Here is a 22,695-nt window from a genome sequence, read left to right as displayed (position 1 = left end):
GTTGCTTTTTTTAGGAAATGCTAGAGAAATCATGATGAGCAGAGAGGGAGTATGACGGTATGAACAGAGTGGATGTTAAAGAAAAAGCACGGTCTCGTGACCTACGCATCCTGAGCAAATGGAAACAAGAGGACACATTCCGTAAATCCATCACAAATCGTGAAGGAAAGCCCAATTTTGTGTTTTATGAGGGCCCGCCAACAGCTAACGGTAAACCGCATATCGGTCACGTGCTGGGCCGTGTAATTAAGGATTTTGTAGGCCGCTATCAGACAATGAAGGGATACCGCGTCGTACGTAAGGCAGGCTGGGACACGCATGGCTTGCCGGTAGAATTGGGTGTACAAAAGCAGCTGGGAATCTCCCACAAACCTGAAATTGAAGAATACGGCGTTGAAAAGTTTATTAAAAAATGTAAGGCGAGCGTGTTTGAGTATGAGCAACAATGGCGTGATTTAACCGAAGCGATCGGATACTGGACAGACCTCGATAAGCCGTACATTACATTGGATAATAACTATATCGAGAGCGTATGGAACATTTTGGCGACGATTCATGAAAAAGATCTGCTGTATCGTGGTCATCGTGTGAGTCCATATTGCCCGGATTGTCAAACGACGCTAAGTTCTCATGAAGTAGCGCAGGGCTACAAAGATGTGAAGGATCTGAGCGCCACGGCTAAATTCAAGCTGCATAGCAGTGGTGAATATGTACTGGCTTGGACGACAACGCCTTGGACCTTGCCGAGTCACGTGGCGCTCGCCGTCAACCCTGAACTGGAATATGCACGTGTGAAGCAGGAAGACGGTGTATACATCGTTGCTAAAAATCTGGTTGAGGACGTTATTAAAGGCGATCATGAAGTGATTGGCACGCTATCCGGTTCAGAACTGGTTGGCCAAACGTATACCCCGCCATTTACGTATTTTCAGGTTGAGAAGGGAAATCAGATTCTGGGTGCGAAGTTTGTAACAGACTCCAGCGGTACAGGTATCGTTCATATGGCTCCGGCGCATGGTGAGGATGATTACCGGGTATGCCGTGAAAATGGTGTTGAATTCATCAACGTAGTGGATCTCCAAGGTAACTATGTAGAGGAAATCACTGATTTTGCAGGCCGTTTTGTGAAAGACTGTGATGTGGATATTGTTAAAATGCTGTCCGAAAAAGGTTTGCTGTACAGCAAGGAAAAATACGAGCATAGCTATCCGTTCTGCTGGCGCTGCGATACTCCATTATTGTACTATGCTATGGACAGCTGGTTTATCAAAACAACTGCGATCAAGGATCAATTGATTGCCAACAACAGCGAAGTCGAATGGTACCCGGGGCATATACGTGAAGGACGTTTTGGCAAGTTTTTGGAGGAACTGGTGGATTGGAACATCAGTCGTGATCGCTACTGGGGTACACCGCTAAACATCTGGGTTTGTGAAGAAACTGGAGAACAGTTCGCTCCACATAGTATTGCTGAATTGAGGGAACGTGCTATTGGCGATGTACCAGCGGACATCGAGCTGCACAAACCATATGTAGATGATATCAAGGTTCGTAGTCAATGCGGTAAATACGAAATGACTCGTACACCGGAAGTAATCGACGTATGGTTCGATAGTGGCTCCATGCCGTTTGCGCAGCATCATTATCCTTTTGAAAATAATGAAACGTTCGAGCAGCAATTTCCGGCAGATATGATCTGTGAAGGGATTGACCAGACTCGTGGCTGGTTCTATAGCTTGCTTGCGGTTTCGACTATGCTGACTGGCAAAGCTCCTTATAAAGCTGTCATGGCGACAGGCCATGTACTGGATGAGCAGGGGCAGAAAATGTCCAAATCCAAGGGTAATGTTATTGATCCGTGGGAAGTGATTGACGAGTATGGTACAGATGCTTTCCGCTGGGCATTGCTGTCAGATAGTGCACCATGGAATAGCAAACGTTTTTCCAAAGGCATTGTAGGTGAGGCTAAATCGAAGCTGGTGGATACGCTTGTCAATACACATGCTTTTCTGACCTTGTATGCGGATATCGACGGATTTGATCCGGCACAGCATCCGTTCAAACCATCGGCTCATAAGTTGGATCGTTGGATTTTGTCCCGTCTGAACAGCCTGATTTTGGTAGTGGACAAAGCGCTGGCTGTAAATGACTTCCTGAACTCATCCAAAGCAATTGAGTCGTTTGTGGATGAGCTGAGCAACTGGTATATCCGTCGTTCACGCGACCGATTCTGGGGCAATGGTCTTACAGAAGATAAGCTGGATGCATACCGTACACTGACCGAAGTGCTGTTAACGACTGCCAAACTGCTTGCGCCGTTTACACCACTGCTTGCAGAGGATATTTACCTCAACCTAAGCAACGGGGAAAGTGTTCATCTAGATGATTATCCGACTGCCAATGAATCCTTGATCGATCTGGAACTGGAACGAGATATGGAAACGGCACGCCGTGTCGTCGAATTGGCGCGTAACGTCCGCAACGAAACGGGTTTGAAAACGCGTCAACCGTTGTCCGAGTTGATTCTGTCCATGGATCAGGACTTTGAACTGAGTGGCTATGAGGAAATCATCAAAGATGAGATTAACGTGAAGCATATTCATGTGGAGACGGACGATAGCGGCTTTGTAGATTTTACACTGAAACTGAATTTGAAAGTAGCAGGCAAGAAATACGGCAAAAATGTCGGTTTCCTACAAAACTTTTTCAAAGGAATGTCTGCTGAGGATACCCGTACTGTTGTAGAACAGGGAATGTTAAATGTCGCTTCTCCAGAAGGTGAAGAGCTACAAGTTACAGCTGAAGAATTGCTGGTAGAGAAAAAAGCGAAAGAAGGCTTCGCTTCTGCTTCTGGTTATGGCTTAACGGTAGCGTTGAACACGGACATTACACCGGCGCTGGAGCAAGAGGGCTGGGTACGTGAAGTGGTTCGTGCGGTACAGGATTACCGTAAAAAACTGGATCTGCCGATTGAAAAGTATGTGGCGCTGACGTTGAATGTAGATAACGAGCTGCGCCAGGCCATCGCAAGCTTCGACACTGTGTTGCGTGAGAACGTATTGGTTACGACTGTGACATTTGGTCAAGCCGAACCGGCAGAACATGTGGAAGTGAACGGTAAAACCATCGGCGTTCATATTGGGGAATAATTACAAGCCCCCTGTCCCATAATACAATAACAGGCAGCATATAAAAACGAGCCTAAGCATCGGAAACGGGTTTTCTCCGTTACGTGCTTCGGCTCGTTTGCTGCGTTCAGGGCAGCCATGGGAAAAGGGGGATTGTGCACATGACGGCACGATCAAGGCGTAGACAGAAGAGGAGTCTCCGAGGGATGAACGGAGAAGGAGCTGCCATAGCCACAGATAAAAGCAAAATAGGTAATCAGACAGAGCGATTAAGTCGTGTTGAAAAGCTGATACGTGCTGTCTCAGAGCAGATGGAACGGACACGTATTGCAGATTACGCTTTGCTGTTGAATAAGCCTTGGCGATTGCTCTGGCTAAATCTAATATCAGGCGTTTCCCGGGGAATCGGCATTGCGCTAGGTTTTACTTTTTTTGCCGCTACCATTATTTATGTGCTGCAAGTGCTCGGAGCGTTGAATTTGCCGATTATCGGTGATTATATCGCTGATATTGTACGGATCGTACAACGACAATTGGAGCTTACTACCTATTAGGAAGCGATTTCCACCTTGAAGTTCACGATTCGTCTTCGTGCGTATCCGGCTCCAGTAGACCTTCGCCCTCGCCATCTTTGATATAACGCTGATAAATGGAGCTGCGAATAACAGATACATTTTGTCCATAAATGTCAGTAGCAACAAAGCTTTCGTATGGTTCTACGAAGCCCATATTATCGTCGCCTGCTTCAATTTCCATATCATCATAACTGTGGATTTCTCCGCTTTCGGCCATGGCTGGGGTGTTAGATGTACCCCAATTTTCCACGATCTGCCAGGCATCTTCACCGTCGAAGCCATTTTGATCATCACGCTCATCCAGACTCGTTCTGCCGAACGAGGGAGCGAGAAATTCTTCCTCCACTGGGCGGCGGTTAGACACTTCTGTTGCGGGACTGTACTCTTTGCAGTAAATGGTATAGGGAACAGCCAGTAGCCGTTCATAGGGAATAGGTTTACCGCTGGCGGCGCAAATGCCATAGGTCCCCTTGTCCATTGCCATCAAGGCTGATTTGATACGTTCCAATTGAAACTCATCATGCTCCAATAAGGAAATATCCTTGGCTCGCTCGTAGGTTTCGGTAGCCAGGTCTCCTGGGTGGTTATCAATAGGAGAAAGCTCGCCGGTTTGGTCGCGTTGGGAATCGCCGAGTCCGTAATGGTCGTTGTTTTGCAAACGATGCTCAATTTCTTTTTTGCGTTCCAGCAGTTCGTTACGCAAGCCCTGCAATTGTTGCTCCGTCAATGGGGACATGGAATCCTCTCCTTGTTCTAGGTTTACATGCGCATGCGTTGTGTCGAGTATGCTCCATGTAGTTTGCACCGGGAAGACCTCTTTTACATAGGAAATTCTAATCAAATGCGAAGGAGTTCATTTTATGGATGATCTGTACTTGAAGCTTGCGGGACTCGTGGACGATCTGAGAATGCTTATGCTACAATAAATGGGTTCAACAACGGATATAAGCGGATCGGAGTGACGAAGGACTGTGATTTATTTTGGTATTGCGCTAATTATTTTTTTGATTGATCAGGGAGTCAAATATTTGGTGGCTACGCGGATGGAATTGTACGAACAAATACCAGTCATCGGCAACTTCTTTTTAATCACCTCCCATCGAAATCGTGGAGCTGCTTTTGGGATTTTGGAAGGTCAACGTTGGCTTTTTATCGTGATTACAATTGTAGTGGTGATTGGTATCGTCTGGTACCTGCGAAAAACAGTCAAGGCTGGACAAAAGCTACTTCCTGTTGCGCTAAGTTTGGTGCTGGGGGGAGCAGTCGGTAACTTTTTGGATCGAGCTATTTCAGGGGAAGTAGTTGATTTTGCACAATTTAATTTTGGGAGCTATACGTTCCCCATTTTTAATGTGGCAGATTCGGCGATTGTCATCGGTGTAGCACTGATTATTTTGGATACATTGCTGGAATCGCGTCGGGAAAAAGGAAATGGCAATGATAGCATTGAAGGGAAGTCATAGCATGAGCGAAGTGAATGAAAACGGCGAAGCCGCAGGTCTGTCTTATGAGGACGAACTGGAGGGTGAATCTCTGGAATGGACAGCCGATTCCGGGGATGCCAAAACGCGTATAGACAAATATATCGCCGAAGAAATGAAGGAAGTGTCTCGTTCACAGATACAGCTGTGGATCGGAAATGGTCGCGTGCTGGTGAACGGTACGGCGATCAAGGCGAACTACAAGCTGGCTGAAGGAGATCGTATTGTATTATCGGTACCGGAGCCAGAAAGTGTAGATATTGTACCGGAAAATATTCCGTTGGATGTCGTTTACGAGGACTCGGACGTTATTGTTATTAACAAGCAACGTGGTCTGGTCGTGCATCCTGCACCGGGACACTCTTCGGGAACATTGGTTAACGCACTGATGTACCACTGTCACGATCTTTCCGGCATCAACGGGGAATTACGTCCTGGTATTGTTCACCGTATTGATAAGGATACATCAGGACTGCTGATGGCGGCTAAAAATGATCAGGCTCACGCATCACTTGCAGCACAGCTTAAGGACCATAGTGTGACTCGGAAATATATAGCCTTAGTTCACGGTCATTTGAGCCACGATCAGGGAACGGTAGATGCTCCGATTGGCCGCGATTCCGGTGATCGCAAATTGTTCACAGTGACGGAACGTAACAGCAAGCATGCAGTCACCCATTTTCTCGTCATTGAACGGTTGGGGGATTATACCCTGCTTGAACTTCAATTGGAAACAGGACGCACACACCAAATTCGTGTTCACATGAAATTTATTGGACACCCATTGGTTGGCGACCCTATGTATGGGCGCAGCAAAGGGGTTCGTATGGATGGTCAGGCGCTGCATGCGGCGGTACTGGGCTTTAAGCATCCATCCACTGGAGAGTACATGGAATTCAACAGACCGATCCCTCCTGATATGGAGGATGTGTTAGCGTCCCTGCGTAGTCGCTAAAACAATGACAATTTGCATTCCTATTCACAAACCTGAATAAATTATTAAGTTAAACCGCCTAATTGGCGGTTTTTTTATTGTGGGATAAGGTATGGGTAAAAACAACTATGGATAATTATACAATGAAGTTGTATAATTATTAGAGTGCTTCCGGTGGTTCCGGTTGAACGGGTGTTGACACACGATTTTCAATCTGTCATACTTCTTGTAGTTGCGATGAACTTTGTCCAAGAGATGGCTAACCATCTCACACTATGAGAAGCAGGACAAAGGAAATCCTGAATAGCACCTTTAAATCAGTCCCGTGAGGCTGGCAAGGTAACGTGAATGGATCACTGATCAGTGCATCCGCTGCGGCGGTATGTCTTCAGTGTGTCCGAGAGATCGGAGAACAGTGGAAGACTGTTCACACGAGACTCCTTGCCAAACTTGGGCAAGGAGTCTTTTTTGTATCCGAACACGGGACCAGGTCTGAAGGGAACATCACCTGAGGAGGCTGGAAGCATGAGTCATGAAACACATGTACTGATGGATGAAATTGCGATTCGTCGGGCATTGACACGGATTGCACATGAAATTTTGGAGAAAAACAAAGGTATTGACGATTGTGTGCTAGTAGGTATTCGAACACGCGGAGTTCATCTGGCGCAACGCCTGGCTGAAAAAATTGCTGAGATTGAAGGCGCACCAATTCCATGGGGAGAGCTGGATGTCACAGCCTACCGGGATGACCGGAGCAGCGTAGCCGAAGCTAAAGGAAATGGAAAAGAGCTTTTGATGAATCCTGCTGACGTATCGGTTCATGATAAGAAAGTCATTCTCTTTGACGATGTGCTGTACACAGGCCGCACCATCCGCGCGGCGATGGATGCATTGATGCACTGCGGACGACCTCAAATGATTCAGCTGGCAGTGCTAGCAGATCGCGGACACCGTGAGCTTCCGATTCGTCCGGATTACATCGGCAAGAACATCCCGACCTCCAAATCTGAGGAAATCGTAGTAGCCCTTCAAGAGACGGACGGTAAGGACGAAGTGACAATCATTCAGAACCGGGGGGAACAGCTATGATCACAACAGCCAGTCAACTTAAAGAACGTAGCCTGCTCGGGTTAAAGGAACTTAGCCGAAATGAAATCGAGTCCATTCTGGATCGCGCTCATTATTGGGAATCTCAACCAGAAAAACTGGTTCCAGTACTGCAATCACGCTTTGCAGCCAACATGTTTTTTGAAAACAGCACTCGCACCCGCTTTTCTTTTGAAATGGCAGAGAAGCGGCTGGGCGCTCAGGTTTTGAACTTTTCCGCTGCGGCTTCCAGTGTGGAAAAAGGGGAGTCCATTTACGATACAGTACGTACGCTCGAATCCATGGGCATTGATGCAGGAGTCATCCGGTTAAAGCCAGCCGGGGTGCTGCAAGAGCTCGCTGAGAAGGTCAGTGTTCCACTGGTTAATGCAGGGGACGGCAACAATGAGCATCCAACGCAGGCTCTGCTGGACCTGTACACCATGCGAAAAACTTTCGGTGAGCTTAAAGGCTTGAGAGTATCCATCATAGGAGACATTCTGCACAGCCGTGTCGCTCGCTCGAATCTGTGGGCCTTGCAAAAATTTGGAGCCAAGGTTAGCTTCTGCGCTCCTGATAATATGCAAGCACCTGATCTTGCGGCGTACGCGCCTTATGTTCCGATGCAAGAGGCACTACAGGCGGACGTGGTCATGATGCTTCGGGTACAGCTGGAACGGCATGCCGAAGGGATGTTGCGCTCAGCGGATGAGTACCGAGAGCAGTACGGTTTGACAGAGAAAAGAGCAGCGAACCTGAAGCCCGGAACAATTATCATGCATCCAGCTCCAGTGAATCGGAACGTGGAAATTGATAGTGCGGTTGTGGAAAGCGAACAATCACGAATTTTTCCACAAATGGCAAACGGGGTTCCGATCCGCATGGCGGTTATGGAACGGGCAATGAAGCTGTAGAAGCTGTCAGTAGGATCGTAGGAAAAGTTGCAGAAAACTGAGCGGAGGAATATTTCAGATGAAACAATTAATAATGAATGCAAGCGTATTGAATGAGCAGGGCGAGGCTGAATTGAAATCCATCCTAATCGCCGACGGAAAGATTTTGGCTATCGCAAATGCAGATGCTGGAGTCAGCCTACTTATAGAAGAAGGGGCATCTGAGCAGGAGCGCGAAGTTGAAAAAATCGACGCCCAGGGAAAACTGGTCATTCCCGGTTTAATCGACATGCATGTGCATCTGAGAGAACCTGGCTTTGAATATAAAGAAACGATTGAAACGGGCAGCCGTGCGGCGGTGAAAGGTGGATTTACCACGATTGCCTGCATGCCAAACACACGTCCAGTGACTGACAATGTGGACACAGTCCAGCTGGTATTGAAAAAGGGACAGGAAGCCGGGTTTGCCAAGGTTCTTCCTTACGCAGCCATTACGAAAAACGAACTGGGGCGCGAGCTGACAGATTTTGAAGCGCTCAAAGCAGCGGGTGCAATCGGCTTTACTGACGATGGTGTCGGGGTGCAAAGCGCGCAAATGATGAAGGACGCCATGGCGCGGGCCAAGGCACTGGATATGCCGGTTATTGCACACTGTGAAGATAACACGCTTGTTGAAGGAGCGGCTGTGACGGACGGCGAATTTGCCAAGCGCCACGGACTTAAAGGCATTCCGAACGAATCCGAAGCCATTCACGTCGGACGAGACATTTTGTTATCCGAGGCAACCGGGGCACACTATCATGTATGCCATGTCAGCACAGAGCAGTCAGTGCGGTTAATCCGCCACGCGAAATCTTTTGGTATCAAGGTAACAGCTGAGGTATGCCCACACCACTTGGTATTGTCAGATGAGGACATCCCTGGGCTGGATGCTAATTGGAAAATGAATCCTCCGCTCCGCTCCCCACGTGATGTGCAGGCATGCATCGAGGGACTGGAAGACGGTACGATTGACATCGTCGTAACCGACCATGCAGCGCACAGTGAGGAAGAGAAGGCAAGAGGGATGGAGCTGGCGCCATTTGGGATCGTTGGATTTGAGACGGCCTTCCCGCTGTTGTACACGAAATTCGTAGCTACCGGACAGTGGACGCTGGACTTTCTGGTGCGTCGTATGACTGCTGATCCAGCGCGTGTCTTCCGCCTTGATACGGGACGTTTGGAAGAAGGAGCTCCAGCTGACCTGACCATGATTGATCTGGAGCAGGAGCAGGCAGTTGATCCACAAACATTTGCCAGCAAAGGACGCAACACTCCTTTTACAGGCTGGAAGCTCAAAGGCTGGCCTGTGAAAACTTGGGTAGACGGCAAACTGGTATGGTCTGCTGACGAAGCAAAATAAATAGAAACCACTAAAAAAATAGAACCTTATAGCAGGAAACAATATAGAGGAGTGAGACGGGATGCAGGCAAGATTGTTACTTCAGGACGGCACGCTGTTTACAGGCACATCATTTGGTGCGGAAGGTGATAAAACAGGCGAGGTCGTTTTCAACACAGGGATTACAGGCTATCAAGAGGTGCTTACTGATCCCTCTTACTGCGGACAAATCGTAACGATGACTTACCCGCTGATTGGCAACTATGGAATTACTCGTGATGACTTTGAATCGGTACGGCCTTATGTCCATGGCTTTGCTGTTAGACATTACGAGCCAGCGCCAAGTAACTGGCGTGCTCAATACAGCGTGGGCGATTTGCTGAAGGAATATGGCATCATTGGCATTAGCGACATCGACACCCGCATGCTTACCCGGATTATTCGCCATCACGGCACGATGAAGGGCATTTTGACGACTGGTTCCCAGCCGCTGGAAGAACTGAAAGAAATGATGTCTGACTTGACCATTGAAGAACTGCGCAATCAGGTTCCTATGACTTCCACACCTCATCCGTACAGCAGTCCTGGCAACGGAGAGCGGATCGTATTGATTGACTACGGTGCCAAAAGCGGCATTTTGCGCGAACTGAACAAACGGGACTGCGATGTAGTTGTCGTTCCACATGATACGACGGCTGAGGAAATTCGTCGCTTGGACCCGGACGGTATCCAGCTGTCTAACGGCCCTGGAGATCCAAAAGACGTACCCCATGCTGTTCGTACGGTAGCTGAACTGTTAGGGGAATATCCGATTTTCGGAATTTGCTTGGGACACCAGTTGTTCGCTTTAGCTTCGGGAGCGGATACGGAAAAGCTGAAATTCGGACATCGTGGTGGTAACCATCCGGTGAAAGAACTGGAGAGCGGACGCTGCTTTATCACATCACAAAATCACGGCTACACGGTGAATGAGGATTCGATCCAAGGTACTGAGCTTGAAGTGACACATATTAATAACAACGATAAAACGATTGAAGGTCTTAAACATACCAAGTATCCCGCGTTTTCGGTGCAATATCATCCAGAGGCTGCACCAGGACCTTACGATAATGGCTACCTGTTTGACCGCTTTCTGGACATGATCCGTGAGCACAAAAGAAATCATCCAAAGCAACCGCGTCAGGCTGCTATCGCCGCCGCAGTGAGAGGAGAGCGCTAATATGCCGAAAAATACAGAACTTAAAAAAATACTTGTGATCGGTTCCGGTCCTATCGTCATTGGTCAGGCAGCAGAATTTGATTACGCTGGTACACAAGCTTGTCAAGCGCTCAAAGAAGAAGGCGTCGAGGTAGTACTGATCAACAGTAATCCGGCAACCATCATGACAGACACCAACATGGCAGACAAAGTATATATCGAGCCGATTACACTTGATTTTGTAACACAGATTATCCGTCAAGAGCGTCCAGATGGGCTGCTTCCTACGCTGGGAGGACAGACAGGTCTGAATATGGCAGTGGAACTGGCTCGCGCCGGAGTGCTGGAGCGTGAAAACGTCAAGCTACTGGGAACTCAACTGAATTCGATAGAAAAAGCCGAAGATCGTGATCTGTTCCGTGATTTGATGCGCGAGTTGGAACAACCTGTACCGGAGAGTGTAATTGTAACAACCTTGGAAGAATCGTTAGAATTTGCTAACGAAATCGGTTATCCAATTATCGTTCGCCCGGCTTATACGCTAGGGGGAACAGGCGGTGGTATCTGTTCCACAGAAGAAGAACTGCGTGAAACCGTCAGCTCTGGCTTAAGATACAGTCCAATCGGACAATGTTTGGTGGAAAAAAGTATCGCAGGTATGAAGGAAGTCGAATATGAGGTCATGCGTGACGGCAATGATAACTGCATCGTTGTCTGTAATATGGAGAACTTTGATCCAGTCGGCGTGCATACTGGCGACAGTATCGTCGTAGCTCCGAGTCAGACGCTGTCAGATCGCGAATACCAGATGCTGCGCTCCGCTTCTCTGAAAATTATCCGCGCCCTCAATATCGAAGGCGGCTGTAATGTACAGTTTGCGCTTGATCCGCACAGCTATCAATACTATGTAATTGAAGTAAACCCGCGCGTAAGTCGCTCCTCGGCGCTGGCTTCCAAGGCAACCGGATATCCAATTGCTAAAATGGCTGCCAAAATTGCACTGGGCTACACGTTGGATGAAATTGTGAATCCGGTAACGGGACAAACGTATGCTTGCTTTGAGCCAACACTGGATTACATCGTGAGCAAAATACCACGCTGGCCATTTGACAAATTCATTTCTGCCAACCGCAAGCTGGGCACGCAAATGAAAGCAACGGGTGAAGTCATGGCCATCGGACGCACATTCGAAGAGTCCATCCATAAAGCGGCACGGTCGTTGGAAATCGGTGTACACCGTCTGCATCTTAAGGGAGCCGAACAGCTGTCTGATGATGTGCTCAAGGATCGCCTGATTAAAGCAGATGATGAGCGGTTGTTCTTGGTAGCCGAGGCGTTCCGTCGCGGCTGGCAGCAGCAGGAGATTCAAGATTTGACGAAAATTGACTGGTGGTTCCTCGATAAGGTAGAGGGAATCGTCAAGTTCGAAGCCATCATCGCTGGAGAATCTGAGCTCACCTACGAAACACTCTATCAGGCCAAACGTAAAGGTTTTACCGACCGCTCGATCGCCGAGATTCGCAGTATGGGCCAAAACGACAGTATGACAACCGAGCGTGAGGTACGTGAATTCCGTCTAGCTCAAAACCTGCGTCCGGTCTACAAAATGGTAGATACGTGCGCAGCCGAGTTTGAAGCCACAACTCCGTACTACTACTCCTCTTACGAGGTGGAAAATGAAGTGATTCCATCTAGCAAAGAGAAAGTTATCGTACTCGGCTCTGGACCGATTAGGATCGGGCAAGGGATTGAATTTGATTACTCCACCGTACATGCGGTATGGGCTATTCAAAAAGCGGGCTACGAAGCAGTGATTATCAATAACAACCCGGAGACGGTATCTACGGACTTTAACACATCCGACCGCCTCTACTTTGAACCGCTCTTCTTCGAAGATGTCATGAATGTCATCGAGCAGGAAAAACCGATTGGGGTTATCGTCCAGTTCGGTGGTCAAACGGCCATTAATCTCGCAGCTCCGCTGAGTGCGGCAGGCGTGAATATTTTGGGCACGAGTCTGGAAAGTATCGATGAAGCGGAAGACCGGAAAAAGTTCGAGCAACTTTTGTCTCGTCTGGCTATCGCACAGCCTAAAGGCAACACGGTCACATCGGTAGATGAAGCAGTAGGAACCGCACAGGCGCTAGGCTATCCGGTCCTGGTACGGCCATCCTACGTCTTGGGCGGGCGTGCTATGGAAATCGTGTACTCAGATACGGAATTGCTGCGGTACATGGAAGAAGCGGTTAAAATCAATCCAGAGCATCCGGTGCTTATCGACCGTTATATGTTGGGTAAAGAAGTTGAGGTCGACGCCATCTGCGACGGCGAGACAGTATTAGTACCAGGCATTATGGAGCATGTAGAACGGGCCGGGGTTCACTCAGGTGACTCTATCGCGGTGTATCCACCACAGCACTTGTCTGCCGAGTTGAAACAAAAAATTGTGGAAATTACAATCAGCATCGCCAAGGAATTGAAAACGATCGGTCTAGTAAATATCCAGTTTGTTATTCATCAAGACGAGGTGTACGTGATTGAGGTTAATCCTCGCTCCTCGCGGACGGTTCCTTTCTTGAGCAAAGTAACGAATATCCCGATGGCGAATCTGGCCACTCAGGCTATTTTGGGCGGTAAGCTTAAAGATGCAGGTTATTCAGAAGGCCTTTGGCCTGAAAGTAATTATGTCTCGGTTAAGGTTCCGGTATTCTCCTTTGCCAAGCTGCGCCGTGTAGAACCAACACTGGGCCCGGAAATGAAATCGACAGGTGAAGTTATGGGACGCGACATTCAGTATGCCAAAGCCCTGTACAAAGGACTTGTGGGGGCTGGCATGAAAATTCCATCCACTGGGGCGATCATCATTACAGTGGCAGATAAGGATAAGGAAGAAGCTGTCGAGTTGATGCAGGGCTTTTACAGACTGGGCTATAAAATTATTGCAACAGGTGGAACAGCGGCTGCTATGGAGCAAGCCAACATTCCAGTGAACACGATCAATAAGCTGAGCGAAGGGAACCCGAACATCCTGGATATGATCCGTACGGGTGAAGCCAACTTTGTCTTCAATACGCTGACCAAAGGCAAAACGCCAGAGCGTGATGGATTCCGTATCCGCCGTGAAGCAGTTGAGAATGGCATCGTCTGCATGACCTCACTGGATACAGTACGCGCTTTGCTAAGAATGCTGGAAACGATCAATTTCACATCCGAATCCATGCCAGTCCTGAGCAACTAATGCGTTACGAATAGATGTGAGGAAATAAGTAGCACAGGGAAGGACATTCATCAGCTTCGGCTGACGGATGTCCTTTATCACGGGCAAATGTACCCGAATTGACGTGAAAAGGGGATGTAGAACGGTGAATGGAGCATTTCAGCAGATGGCAGGACGGCTGATGGTTGCGTTAGATTATCCCAATGTACAACAGGCTGAGCAGTTAATTCGGCAGCTAGAGGGGATTCCCTGTTATATAAAAGTAGGTATGCAACTGTTTTATAGTGCAGGGCCAGCTTTTGTAGAACAGCTAAAGTCCAGAGGATACTCCGTATTTCTGGACTTAAAAATGCATGATATACCTAACACGGTGCGGGGAGGGGCAGAGAGCATTACCCGCCTAGGTGTGGATATGTTCAACGTACATGCTGCTGGGGGCGTTAATATGATGTCAGCCGCTAAAGCTGGTGCAGAAGCAGCTATTTCCGCAGACAGCTCGCTTTCCATGCCGCTCATTATTGCAGTCACACAGCTGACCAGCACGGATCAGACGACCATGAATAAGGAGTTAGGTATTCCTGGTACGGTGCAGGATGCAGTGGTTCGTTACGCACAACTGACCCGTGAGGCGGGACTGGATGGTGTGGTAGCTTCCCCTTTGGAAGTGCCTGCCATTCGTGCTGTATGTGGATCAGAATTTAAGACGATAACCCCTGGCATACGCCCGGCAGGTAGTGCTACAGGCGATCAATCGCGTGTGCTTACACCTGGACAAGCCATTGACCAAGGCAGCAGCTACATTGTCGTTGGACGTCCTATCACCGCAGCAGCAGACCCACGCGCCACAGCGGAACACATTATTGAGGAGATGATACAAGTATGACTACATTGAATAGTATACCCGAGCAAATTGCATCCCATCTGTTACGTATTCAGGCGGTGGCATTGCGCCCACAACAGCCTTTTACATGGACATCCGGCATTAAATCGCCAATCTACTGCGACAATCGTCTGACCATGTCCTACCCGGAGGTGCGCGAGCTGATCGCAGACTCCTTTGCTGCCCTCATTCGTGAGCAATATCCCGAAACCGAAGTCATTGCAGGGACAGCTACAGCAGGGATTCCTCATGCAGCCTGGGTGGCGCAAAAGCTAAATCTGCCAATGGCCTATGTAAGGGACAAAGCCAAAGGACATGGGAAAGAGAACCAAATTGAAGGCCGCATCAGCCCAGGACAAAAGGTTATGGTCATCGAGGATCTCATTTCTACAGGAGGCAGCTCCATTAAAGCAGCACAGGCTGTAGCACAAGCAGGCGCTCAGCCGTTAGCGGTACTAGCCATTTTCAGCTACCAGCTAGACAAAGCGACTCAAGCTTTTGAAGAAGCAGGTGTGGAGCTGCAAAGCTTGTCCAATTATACAGCTCTGATGAATGTTGCCTTGCGTGAAGGAACCATTCAGGAAGAAGAGATGGAACTGCTGCGTTCTTGGCGTCAGGACCCGGCTTCCTTTGGCAAATAAGATGAGCTATAGGGGACAACAGAGCTAATGATTAGAACGATTCGTACTCGTTGCTAACTATTGTAGATTGTTATGGCTCGGGCCGTGTAAATCGAATTCGATCCGGTTACACTACTCCTACCATCATGTGAAAAGAGGGAGCTCGGATGTATTGGATTTACTATGGCAGACTGTACACGACTAAATTCCAGGCAGGATGTCTGGCAAAAAGGTTGGAGCACGATGGCTGGATGTATGGCTACAATGATCCCCGCGCAGTGGAGGTGTACCGCTCGCGCAAAGGTCGTTATGGTGTCCGATTTATTCCGTAAGTCCACAAAAATAATTTTATAAAAGAAAATTTTCGAAAGACTATTGACGAAACACAAGAAAATGTTGTATATTAATTAACGTTGCTGTTATGAATGTGTAACGTGAATATACAAATTTTTTTGAGGGCCCTTAGCTCAGTTGGTTAGAGCGGTCGGCTCATAACCGATTGGTCGGGGGTTCGAGTCCCTCAGGGCCCATTTCCTCAAAAACCCTTGCATAGCAAGGGTTTTTTTGTTATTTTCATTTTTTTGTATTATGAGGAAAAGGGTAATAGGGCATAAATTTCTCCTTTGGGCATTCCGGTGTGGATAACAAGCGAATAAACGATATAGTGGACACAAGTTTGCATTTCCTTTTTATGCAGTTCTGGAGCAGTTACTCTACCATGTACTCATTAGATTTATTAACTAAAGGTAATGTTTCGGACTTTTTTTCTTGTTGAGCAGTCATTCCTCATATCGCATTACGGAAGTCCTTTCCCTGCATTTCAGGCAGGTCAAGTGTTTTTACTTCGAACGGATTAGGTGGGATTTCTTCTGTATTTGCTATGGATTTAAACTCTATATATAAAAAGTTCCTCCGAGAAAACTCGAAGGAACTTTATCATTAGTTCTTTTGAATTGTAGATACAGTCAACATAATGGCGAGGGTCGTACCGCCGCCCACATTCTGAAAGGAATAAGATAATGAGGGTACTCCTCTTAAAGTAACACGATCACCGTCAAGAATATCTCCAGTAGATCCCATATATATGCCGATGATGGAGTTTCCATTGTCATCCATAATATGCACATTAGCAATGGTTCCAATGTCTGTTTCCTCTTCTTGTACCTGAACTACCTCTCCACTTACCTTCACCATTTTATTCAAATAAGGTGTAATGTTTTTAAACAGATGGCGTGTTGTAATTTTTGAATCCACAGCAGCTTTAGCAGCATTTTTTGTCGCAGGTGTTACAGCCGGGAACAGCTCATGATGCTCGACAATGTATTGATAAGTTTTTTCATCAAGGTGTTCATTTTCAACCAGATTAGGAATGATATTAGATATGGCATCCGCTGTTTTCGTATTTTGTGTTACCGAAGAAGCAGGGGTGTTTGCTTGAGAAACAGCATCTATTTTCAGAGAGTTTACCATCTGATCAACCGTTTCTTTACCAATGCTATAATATGAATCTTTGGAAAGAGACAAGGACACAGTGTAAAGCTTTTGATTCTGTGGAACAATGTATTGTGTCAGCACCACAGCTACTCCAGATTGGGGCTGAGTGTACTCAACTTCCAAAATTCCTGCGGTATTATTAAAATTTGGACTACTTTCATATGTCTTGGTTTTAAAATCTTTCATGTTGGTGGTATCTTGTTTATAATATGCAACTGCAGAGTCCGCTGCTACTTTGGCCGTTGTAACACCATCCTGAACAGTAATGTTGATATTGTCGGCAAACTGAACCTTGGGGGCTGGATCAACAAAAGAAGCTTTAATAGTAGGTTGGTTGTAATTGCTGACGTCATATTCGCTCCAGGTTGAAGGATAATCGAATGAAACCCCCTCCCCGCTATAGGTTTTAAATTGAAGAGAGTCGGTAGCTGTAGTTACTACGGGAGTACTTGTTTCCTTTGATTCGGCAGTACTGGTGGTAGCAACATCTGAATTTGAATTTCCTTGACCACACGCAGATAACGCTAATGAAAGTAAAAGAATAGGTAAAAATTTTTTGGACATATGTAGTGTAACCTCTTTATGTACCCCATCGGTTGGGGGATTTGCTCATTTCATCTTGTATAACAATATTATCGGTTTAATTACTGGAATATGTAATACCTTGTCAGTTCCTTACCTCTTAATGAAAATAACAATATCAATGAACTGAAAAAGGTACTAGAAAAACGGACGTCAGAGTGATTAGCTCCAAGTCCGTTTTGTGTTTGTATCTATTTAGTTCTTGATATCAGTTGACAAGTTGGTGTGCAAGCTTCTCATCGCTGTCTAGATTCCTTTCTACGATACGCTGTTTTAATGCAGACAGTTCCGCACACTGACGAATGGCTTCCGCTATAAGCTGGGCAATTTGTCTTGCTCCTTCGTCAGAAAAATGAGTATTATCCGTTACACCAGCAGGGTAATTAGGATGCGTTTTTTCAGGCAAATGCATAAATAGAAGTTGGGACTCTTTTTCACCCATGGAACGATAAAGCTGCTGCGAAGCTTCAAAAATATCGAGCAGGGGTGTCTTGGTTTCCTCGGCTACTTGTCTCATGGCAGCGGGATAGGCTCCTACAGCTAGCGGATCAGGTTCACCGTCTGCGGTGAATCGGCGGCGGCTTACAGAGGTCAATAGCACTGGAATTCCACCACGCTCTCTAGCGGACTGAATGTAATGAATTAAGTTTTGACGATACTCTCCATCAGGATCGGTATAGCGAGTGGGGTCTTCTTTTTTCTCGTCGTTGTGTCCAAATTGAATAAACAGATAATCTCCAGCTTGAATATCTTTTTCAATATCAGCTAACCGGCCTTCTGTTATAAAAGATTTGGTGCTTCGTCCATTGACGGCACGATTGTCCACATGAACAGACGGTGCCAAGTAGCTTTGCAGGTGTTCACCCCAGCCTGTCATCGGTTTTTCGGTAGCCCCTTTTTGAGCTGCAGTGGAGTCCCCTGCGATAAACAGTCGAGTTGTCATCTGTTGCCTTGCCCGAGCATATCCATGTTTTTGAAGCCAAGTTTCCGCCAGATTGAGCCATTGACGGCATTCGTGGTTGTCCTCTGACAGTCCCAATCCATGTCGCCCTTCCTCAAATACATGCAGTTCAAACGGAATACGTTCCCGGGATAATGAAAAAGCGAACAACAGACTATTTTCTACCGGTACAGCCCCATCATTGGCTGTAGTCCATATCAAAGTTGGAGGTGTCTGTGAAGTTACTTGCCGATCAGATGAAAAGGCTTGAAGCTGCTCCAGCGTCGGCTGTTCCCCTAAAAAATGTGTACGGCTTCCGATATGTGTATAAGGCTCATGAAATGAAATTACAGGGTATCCCAACAACAGAAGATCTGGCTTTACCTTCCCTATCGTGGAGACAATGGAGGCCAAGTGACCACCTGCTGAAAAACCGATGAGCCCCACTTGATCAGGGATGACTAGCCAATCATGCGTTGTTTGGCGAATCCATTGCAGAGCATGTTCTACATCCTCCAATAAGGAAGTAATCTCGAAATCACCGACTTGATACTCCAGCACACCCGCATGAATACCTAGATCGTTCAACCACCGAGCTATAGGCTCTCCTTCATGTGAGGCCAATTGCTCGTAACCACCGCCAGGTAATACCAATATAAAAGGACGAGCTTCACGAACTGCTACGGGATAGAGGGAGAGAAAGGAAGTGTCTGACGGAAATTCTTCTTTTACAATCGGCTCTTTAGGACTAACAACATGTAACATAAGTAATTCCTCCAAAATTCTTTTTAACTGCCGCCAACCAAACAAAATCGACTTAAATTGGAATGATACGGATGTAAAAAATAATGCACACGTGAAAAAAATGATTTAAACCTCGTTATGAAAGCGCTATAATTTTGATGTGATGCAAAGAGCCAGAGGGGGAGCGCAATGAAAAAAGGAAGAATGTTCTACACTATTTTTATTACGATTCTGGTTTTGGGAGTAGGATTGGTGGCTAGTTTTGGCAGCTACATCTATTTTACAACAATTAGCTCCGTTGTGGAGAGAGTTTCCAATACCAAGCAAAGCTACATGGCACAGATCAGAAATAGCCTGGAGCAGAAAATTCAAACGATTGAATATGCTTTTAATACGTATAGCACGACCAGTTCCTTTAATGATGTTGTGAAAAATCCCATTACAGAAAAAGATTTTATAGCGTATCGGAATGTGAATACTCAGCTCAATTATATTGCTACGATGGGATTAGAGGGAACGGAATATTCACTAATCAGTCTGGATCAGAATTGGAGAATCTCCAATGGAAGCCTGTCCTATTTGACGAAAACGGAACGAGAAAAGCTGATTAGTACCTATATCGACCACCAAGAAAAGGGACTATTCTGGATAAAAACAGATAACGGAATCCGTTTTGTTAATACCTTGCCTGTGTTTTCCAAAAAGAAGCAGGCCATTGCGCTGTCTGATATTTCGTCGCAGACGTTAAGTCATACCATTCAAACCGAGGATCATATGCCCGTGTTTATTCTGAATAATCAAGGCGATTTAATGTATGAAACCCAGCCTGCTGAACAATTATTGTCCACCCAGCAGCTTCAGCACATTTCAGAAGCTACAGTGAAGCCGAGCAACACAGGTATGTTAACTTTGGAGAAAACGGATCAGCAGCCTGCACGACAAGTCATTTACGCCAAATCTGCCTATAACAATTGGACTTACTTAACGGTATTAGATAAAAAAGAAATTGCGGATGCCTTTCAAACGACCAAATTTGGGATCATCATGATGGGACTTGTATTAACGCTCTTAATGGTGGTGGTGGCGTACTTCATTGCCATTTACTTTACAAAGCCATTTCAGCAAATAAAACGCAGCTTGCCTAAAAATCCTAATTTCGCTTTCAAAAATGAACCTTCTAAAAATGAAATTGAATGGATTATTAATTCTATCGACAACATTGTAACCGAGAAGGAAAGCTTGGAAAGTCTCATTCAGTCCGAAATGCCACAGTTGGAAACCCAATTGATTCTCAACCTGTTCCGCAAACGTATTTCTGCGGAGGAATTGGCACGAAAAATGCCTCGCTTGGGTTATCCGCAGATCGAGAATCAAATGTATATTACCTTGTTAGTCCAACTGGATAATCTGGGAGATCGAGATCCCTCGGATAAAGACGTTTTGCTGCTGGCTATTAACAAAATCGTAGAAGAAACGATTCCAGAGCAGCAGCGAATGCTTCCCATCATTTTGAACGATAACACTCAGGCCACCATATTAATTTTGACAGGTAAGAGCGAACAGGAAATGAGAAAGCAAGTCCTGGATGATGCGACCCTTTTGGTTCGAAACGTAAAAGAGTATTTGAATGTATCCATCAGCATCGGCATTAGTACGGCGTATGATAACTTATTAGAAAGTAAAGAAGCCTGTGAGATGAGCAAGCAAGCTTTGCATCACCGCCTAAATTTAGGCAAAGAATCGATTATTTTTTATGAAGATATTTCCATGGTCATTTCAGGTCCGGTGCTGCTTCATTATCCTACGGAATTGGAATCAAAACTGTTTGATGCCATCCGAATAGGGGACGAAGAGCAGGTATATCATACCGTGCACTCTTTATTGGAGGAAATGATGATAAAAAACAATCATTCCATGAACTTTGAAGTGCTGCTGGTACGATTTGTGAATAACCTCATCCAATTGGAGCAGCTATTAGGGATTGAAGTGCTGCTGACGCAAGACAATCATGCCTTGTATCACCGTTTGCTGGACATCCGTAACCCGGAAGAGATAGAACGTATGCTGTTAGAGCAGGTTATTTTCCCCATGGTAAAAAGTATGAAGGAGAAGACCAACCAGCAATTCCGCTGTCTCTCGGAGAAAATTGCTGCTATTATCCGTGCTGAATATGACCAGGAATTATCATTAGAACTCATTGGAGACCGACTTCATTACAATCCGAATTATTTAAGCAGCATTTTCAAAAAAGAATACGGAACGACGTTTAGTGAATATCTGATGGGCTATCGGCTGCAAATGGGTAAGAAGTGGCTCGTTGAGACAGATATGACGATTAAAGAAATCGCCGAGCGACTGCAATATCATAATTCGCAAAACTTTATCCGCTCTTTTCGGAAAAAGGAACAGGTTACACCGGGAGCTTACCGAAAGATGAAGCAAGCCAATTAACCTTTAACCGCTCCTAACAAAGCTCCTTTGACAAAGTGCTTTTGCACAAATGGATACACGATTAACATCGGAACGGTCGCAATGACAATGACCGCCATCTTAATCGTCTGCGCAGGCGGGATGACATCTACAGCAGTTCCTTCTGCCTGCATACCACTGGAAACGATTACAATTTGACGTAGCAAGACTTGAATCGGCCATTTGGCAGAATCATTGATATAGAGAATGGCGTGCATATACGTATTCCAGTAGGCAACAGCGTAGAATAGAGAGATGGTGGCAATAGAAGGCAGGGCTAATGGCAACATAATTTTAAAGAAGATACCAAAATCGTTGCACCCGTCCATCTTGGCTGATTCCTCCAGATCATCCGGCAGCGCCTGAAAAAAGTTACGCATGATAATCAGGTTAAACGCATTAATGGCCACGGGAAGAATCAAGGACCAATACGAATTGATAAGCCCCATGCTTTTTACAACCAGGAATGTTGGAATCATCCCCCCACTAAACAACATAGAAAACACGACAATGAAGTTAATCGTATTACGGCCGAGTAGATATCTTCGGGATAATCCATAAGCCATAAAAGCAGTAAATATCATACTTACAACTGTACCGACGATCGTTACGCCGACCGAAACCCCGAGACCTCTAAAAATGGTGGGAGTCGACAGAATATAGCGGTAGGCATCCAAGGAAAAAGTAACTGGGAATAAAATGAACTTCTTGGCTATCACTTCTTCGGTTGAGGCAAAAGAGCTGGCGATGATATTCAAAAAAGGTAAGAGACAAGTGAGGGCAATGAGAATCAATAGTGTACTGTTTACAATGTTGAAGATACGGCTGCCCAGCGATTCTTTTTTTCGTAATTTTTGTTTTCGTAATGGCTGTGTCAATGTGGTTGACCTCCTCGTAATCGTTTACATGGCAACCTTATCAAGAGGAAAGAATTCCGTATATAATCAAATCTTGAGGTGTTCTCTAATCATGAAAAACAGCGGATGATCATTAGGTTGTGTAGTAATCATTAGCTAAGGTGAAAAGGTTGAAAAGTAGGCAGCACACCCAATTTTGTAAACGCTATCATT

17 protein-coding genes and 1 tRNA gene are annotated in these 22,695 nt (G+C 46.2%); 14 read left to right on the top strand and 4 right to left on the bottom strand.

Features of this window, described 5'->3' with window-relative positions:
- Positions 1-59: 59 nt before the first annotated feature.
- A complete protein-coding gene (ileS, locus tag NSQ68_RS16565; protein WP_342426564.1) occupies positions 60-3,149 on the top strand; it encodes an isoleucine--tRNA ligase in 3,090 nt (1,029 codons plus the stop codon).
- Positions 3,150-3,334: 185 nt separating this feature from the next.
- Complete coding sequence (locus NSQ68_RS16560; protein ID WP_029517740.1) at positions 3,335-3,682, top strand: DUF5665 domain-containing protein; 348 nt, start codon at positions 3,335-3,337, stop codon at positions 3,680-3,682.
- Between the two features lie 22 nt (positions 3,683-3,704).
- Here NSQ68_RS16560 and NSQ68_RS16555 read toward each other — a convergent pair whose 3' ends face one another.
- Positions 3,705-4,439 carry a TraR/DksA C4-type zinc finger protein gene (locus NSQ68_RS16555; protein WP_342426563.1) on the bottom strand — a complete coding sequence of 245 codons (735 nt, stop codon included), beginning with the start codon at positions 4,437-4,439 and terminating at the stop codon, positions 3,705-3,707.
- 235 nt (positions 4,440-4,674) lie between these two features.
- Between NSQ68_RS16555 and lspA the strand changes: the two genes are divergently transcribed.
- The 11 genes from lspA (at position 4,675) to NSQ68_RS16500 (ending at position 15,926) form a co-directional block, all read left to right on the top strand.
- Entirely contained in the window at positions 4,675-5,166 is a 492-nt protein-coding gene (gene lspA, locus NSQ68_RS16550; protein WP_023989430.1) for a signal peptidase II, read from the top strand.
- Position 5,167: 1 nt separating this feature from the next.
- Complete coding sequence (locus tag NSQ68_RS16545; RefSeq protein WP_069289976.1) at positions 5,168-6,139, top strand: RluA family pseudouridine synthase; 972 nt, start codon at positions 5,168-5,170, stop codon at positions 6,137-6,139.
- 504 nt (positions 6,140-6,643) lie between these two features.
- Entirely contained in the window at positions 6,644-7,210 is a 567-nt protein-coding gene (gene pyrR / locus NSQ68_RS16540; protein WP_023989428.1) for a bifunctional pyr operon transcriptional regulator/uracil phosphoribosyltransferase PyrR, read from the top strand.
- Positions 7,207-8,121, top strand: coding sequence for an aspartate carbamoyltransferase catalytic subunit (locus NSQ68_RS16535; protein WP_023989427.1), 915 nt, complete (start codon positions 7,207-7,209; stop codon positions 8,119-8,121). The genes pyrR and NSQ68_RS16535 overlap by 4 nt, the downstream gene beginning before the upstream one ends.
- 58 nt (positions 8,122-8,179) lie before the next feature.
- Positions 8,180-9,502 (top strand): dihydroorotase, encoded by a 1,323-nt coding sequence (locus NSQ68_RS16530; RefSeq protein ID WP_342426562.1) that lies wholly within the window; start codon positions 8,180-8,182, stop codon positions 9,500-9,502.
- Between the two features lie 61 nt (positions 9,503-9,563).
- Positions 9,564-10,700, top strand: a complete 1,137-nt coding sequence (gene carA, locus NSQ68_RS16525) for a glutamine-hydrolyzing carbamoyl-phosphate synthase small subunit (RefSeq protein ID WP_025718621.1) — start codon at positions 9,564-9,566, stop codon at positions 10,698-10,700.
- Position 10,701: 1 nt separating this feature from the next.
- The gene (gene carB / locus NSQ68_RS16520; protein WP_342426561.1) at positions 10,702-13,917 is read left to right on the top strand and encodes a carbamoyl-phosphate synthase large subunit; all 3,216 of its coding nucleotides are present in this window, start codon (positions 10,702-10,704) and stop codon (positions 13,915-13,917) included.
- A 67-nt stretch (positions 13,918-13,984) separates the two neighbouring features.
- A complete protein-coding gene (pyrF, locus tag NSQ68_RS16515; RefSeq protein WP_342426560.1) occupies positions 13,985-14,779 on the top strand; it encodes an orotidine-5'-phosphate decarboxylase in 795 nt (264 codons plus the stop codon).
- Complete coding sequence (pyrE, locus tag NSQ68_RS16510) at positions 14,776-15,417, top strand: orotate phosphoribosyltransferase (protein WP_061828494.1); 642 nt, start codon at positions 14,776-14,778, stop codon at positions 15,415-15,417. The genes pyrF and pyrE overlap by 4 nt, the downstream gene beginning before the upstream one ends.
- Positions 15,418-15,563: 146 nt before the next feature.
- On the top strand, positions 15,564-15,728 hold the full coding sequence (locus NSQ68_RS16505; protein ID WP_014282411.1) for a hypothetical protein: 165 nt from the start codon (positions 15,564-15,566) through the stop codon (positions 15,726-15,728).
- Between the two features lie 124 nt (positions 15,729-15,852).
- Positions 15,853-15,926, top strand: a tRNA-Ile gene (locus tag NSQ68_RS16500).
- Between the two features lie 409 nt (positions 15,927-16,335).
- On the opposite strand, the gene NSQ68_RS16495 is transcribed toward NSQ68_RS16500, so the two are convergent.
- Positions 16,336-17,454 carry a hypothetical protein gene (locus tag NSQ68_RS16495; protein ID WP_342426559.1) on the bottom strand — a complete coding sequence of 373 codons (1,119 nt, stop codon included), beginning with the start codon at positions 17,452-17,454 and terminating at the stop codon, positions 16,336-16,338.
- A gap of 226 nt (positions 17,455-17,680) precedes the next feature.
- Positions 17,681-19,177 carry a GDSL-type esterase/lipase family protein gene (locus NSQ68_RS16490; protein ID WP_342426558.1) on the bottom strand — a complete coding sequence of 499 codons (1,497 nt, stop codon included), beginning with the start codon at positions 19,175-19,177 and terminating at the stop codon, positions 17,681-17,683.
- Between the two features lie 168 nt (positions 19,178-19,345).
- Here NSQ68_RS16490 and NSQ68_RS16485 point away from each other — a divergent pair, with 168 nt between their 5' ends.
- The gene (locus NSQ68_RS16485; protein ID WP_342426557.1) at positions 19,346-21,607 is read left to right on the top strand and encodes a helix-turn-helix transcriptional regulator; all 2,262 of its coding nucleotides are present in this window, start codon (positions 19,346-19,348) and stop codon (positions 21,605-21,607) included.
- On the opposite strand, the gene NSQ68_RS16480 is transcribed toward NSQ68_RS16485, so the two are convergent.
- The gene (locus tag NSQ68_RS16480; RefSeq protein ID WP_013311057.1) at positions 21,604-22,503 is read right to left on the bottom strand and encodes a carbohydrate ABC transporter permease; all 900 of its coding nucleotides are present in this window, start codon (positions 22,501-22,503) and stop codon (positions 21,604-21,606) included. The genes NSQ68_RS16485 and NSQ68_RS16480 overlap by 4 nt on opposite strands.
- Positions 22,504-22,695: the final 192 nt, after the last annotated feature.

Origin of the sequence: Paenibacillus sp. FSL L8-0158 (assembly GCF_038592965.1) — a bacterium.
GTDB classification, from domain to species: Bacteria; Bacillota; Bacilli; order Paenibacillales; family Paenibacillaceae; genus Paenibacillus; species Paenibacillus polymyxa_D.
This window is presented reverse-complemented; position numbering and strand designations above follow the sequence as displayed.

What these genes read in the sequence shown, in the direction of transcription:
- pyrR (WP_023989428.1), top strand. Translation starts at nt 6,644, where the DNA reads ATGAGTCATGAAACACATGTACTGATGGATGAAATTGCGATTCGTCGG.
- NSQ68_RS16545 (WP_069289976.1), top strand. Translation starts at nt 5,168, where the DNA reads ATGAGCGAAGTGAATGAAAACGGCGAAGCCGCAGGTCTGTCTTATGAG.
- NSQ68_RS16560 (WP_029517740.1), top strand. Translation starts at nt 3,335, where the DNA reads ATGAACGGAGAAGGAGCTGCCATAGCCACAGATAAAAGCAAAATAGGT.
- carA (WP_025718621.1), top strand. Translation starts at nt 9,564, where the DNA reads ATGCAGGCAAGATTGTTACTTCAGGACGGCACGCTGTTTACAGGCACA.
- NSQ68_RS16530 (WP_342426562.1), top strand. Translation starts at nt 8,180, where the DNA reads ATGAAACAATTAATAATGAATGCAAGCGTATTGAATGAGCAGGGCGAG.
- NSQ68_RS16555 (WP_342426563.1), bottom strand. Translation starts at nt 4,439, where the DNA reads ATGTCCCCATTGACGGAGCAACAATTGCAGGGCTTGCGTAACGAACTG.
- NSQ68_RS16490 (WP_342426558.1), bottom strand. Translation starts at nt 19,177, where the DNA reads ATGTTACATGTTGTTAGTCCTAAAGAGCCGATTGTAAAAGAAGAATTT.
- NSQ68_RS16485 (WP_342426557.1), top strand. Translation starts at nt 19,346, where the DNA reads ATGAAAAAAGGAAGAATGTTCTACACTATTTTTATTACGATTCTGGTT.
- pyrE (WP_061828494.1), top strand. Translation starts at nt 14,776, where the DNA reads ATGACTACATTGAATAGTATACCCGAGCAAATTGCATCCCATCTGTTA.
- NSQ68_RS16535 (WP_023989427.1), top strand. Translation starts at nt 7,207, where the DNA reads ATGATCACAACAGCCAGTCAACTTAAAGAACGTAGCCTGCTCGGGTTA.
- ileS (WP_342426564.1), top strand. Translation starts at nt 60, where the DNA reads ATGAACAGAGTGGATGTTAAAGAAAAAGCACGGTCTCGTGACCTACGC.
- pyrF (WP_342426560.1), top strand. Translation starts at nt 13,985, where the DNA reads ATGTCCTTTATCACGGGCAAATGTACCCGAATTGACGTGAAAAGGGGA.
- NSQ68_RS16505 (WP_014282411.1), top strand. Translation starts at nt 15,564, where the DNA reads ATGTATTGGATTTACTATGGCAGACTGTACACGACTAAATTCCAGGCA.
- NSQ68_RS16495 (WP_342426559.1), bottom strand. Translation starts at nt 17,454, where the DNA reads ATGTCCAAAAAATTTTTACCTATTCTTTTACTTTCATTAGCGTTATCT.
- carB (WP_342426561.1), top strand. Translation starts at nt 10,702, where the DNA reads ATGCCGAAAAATACAGAACTTAAAAAAATACTTGTGATCGGTTCCGGT.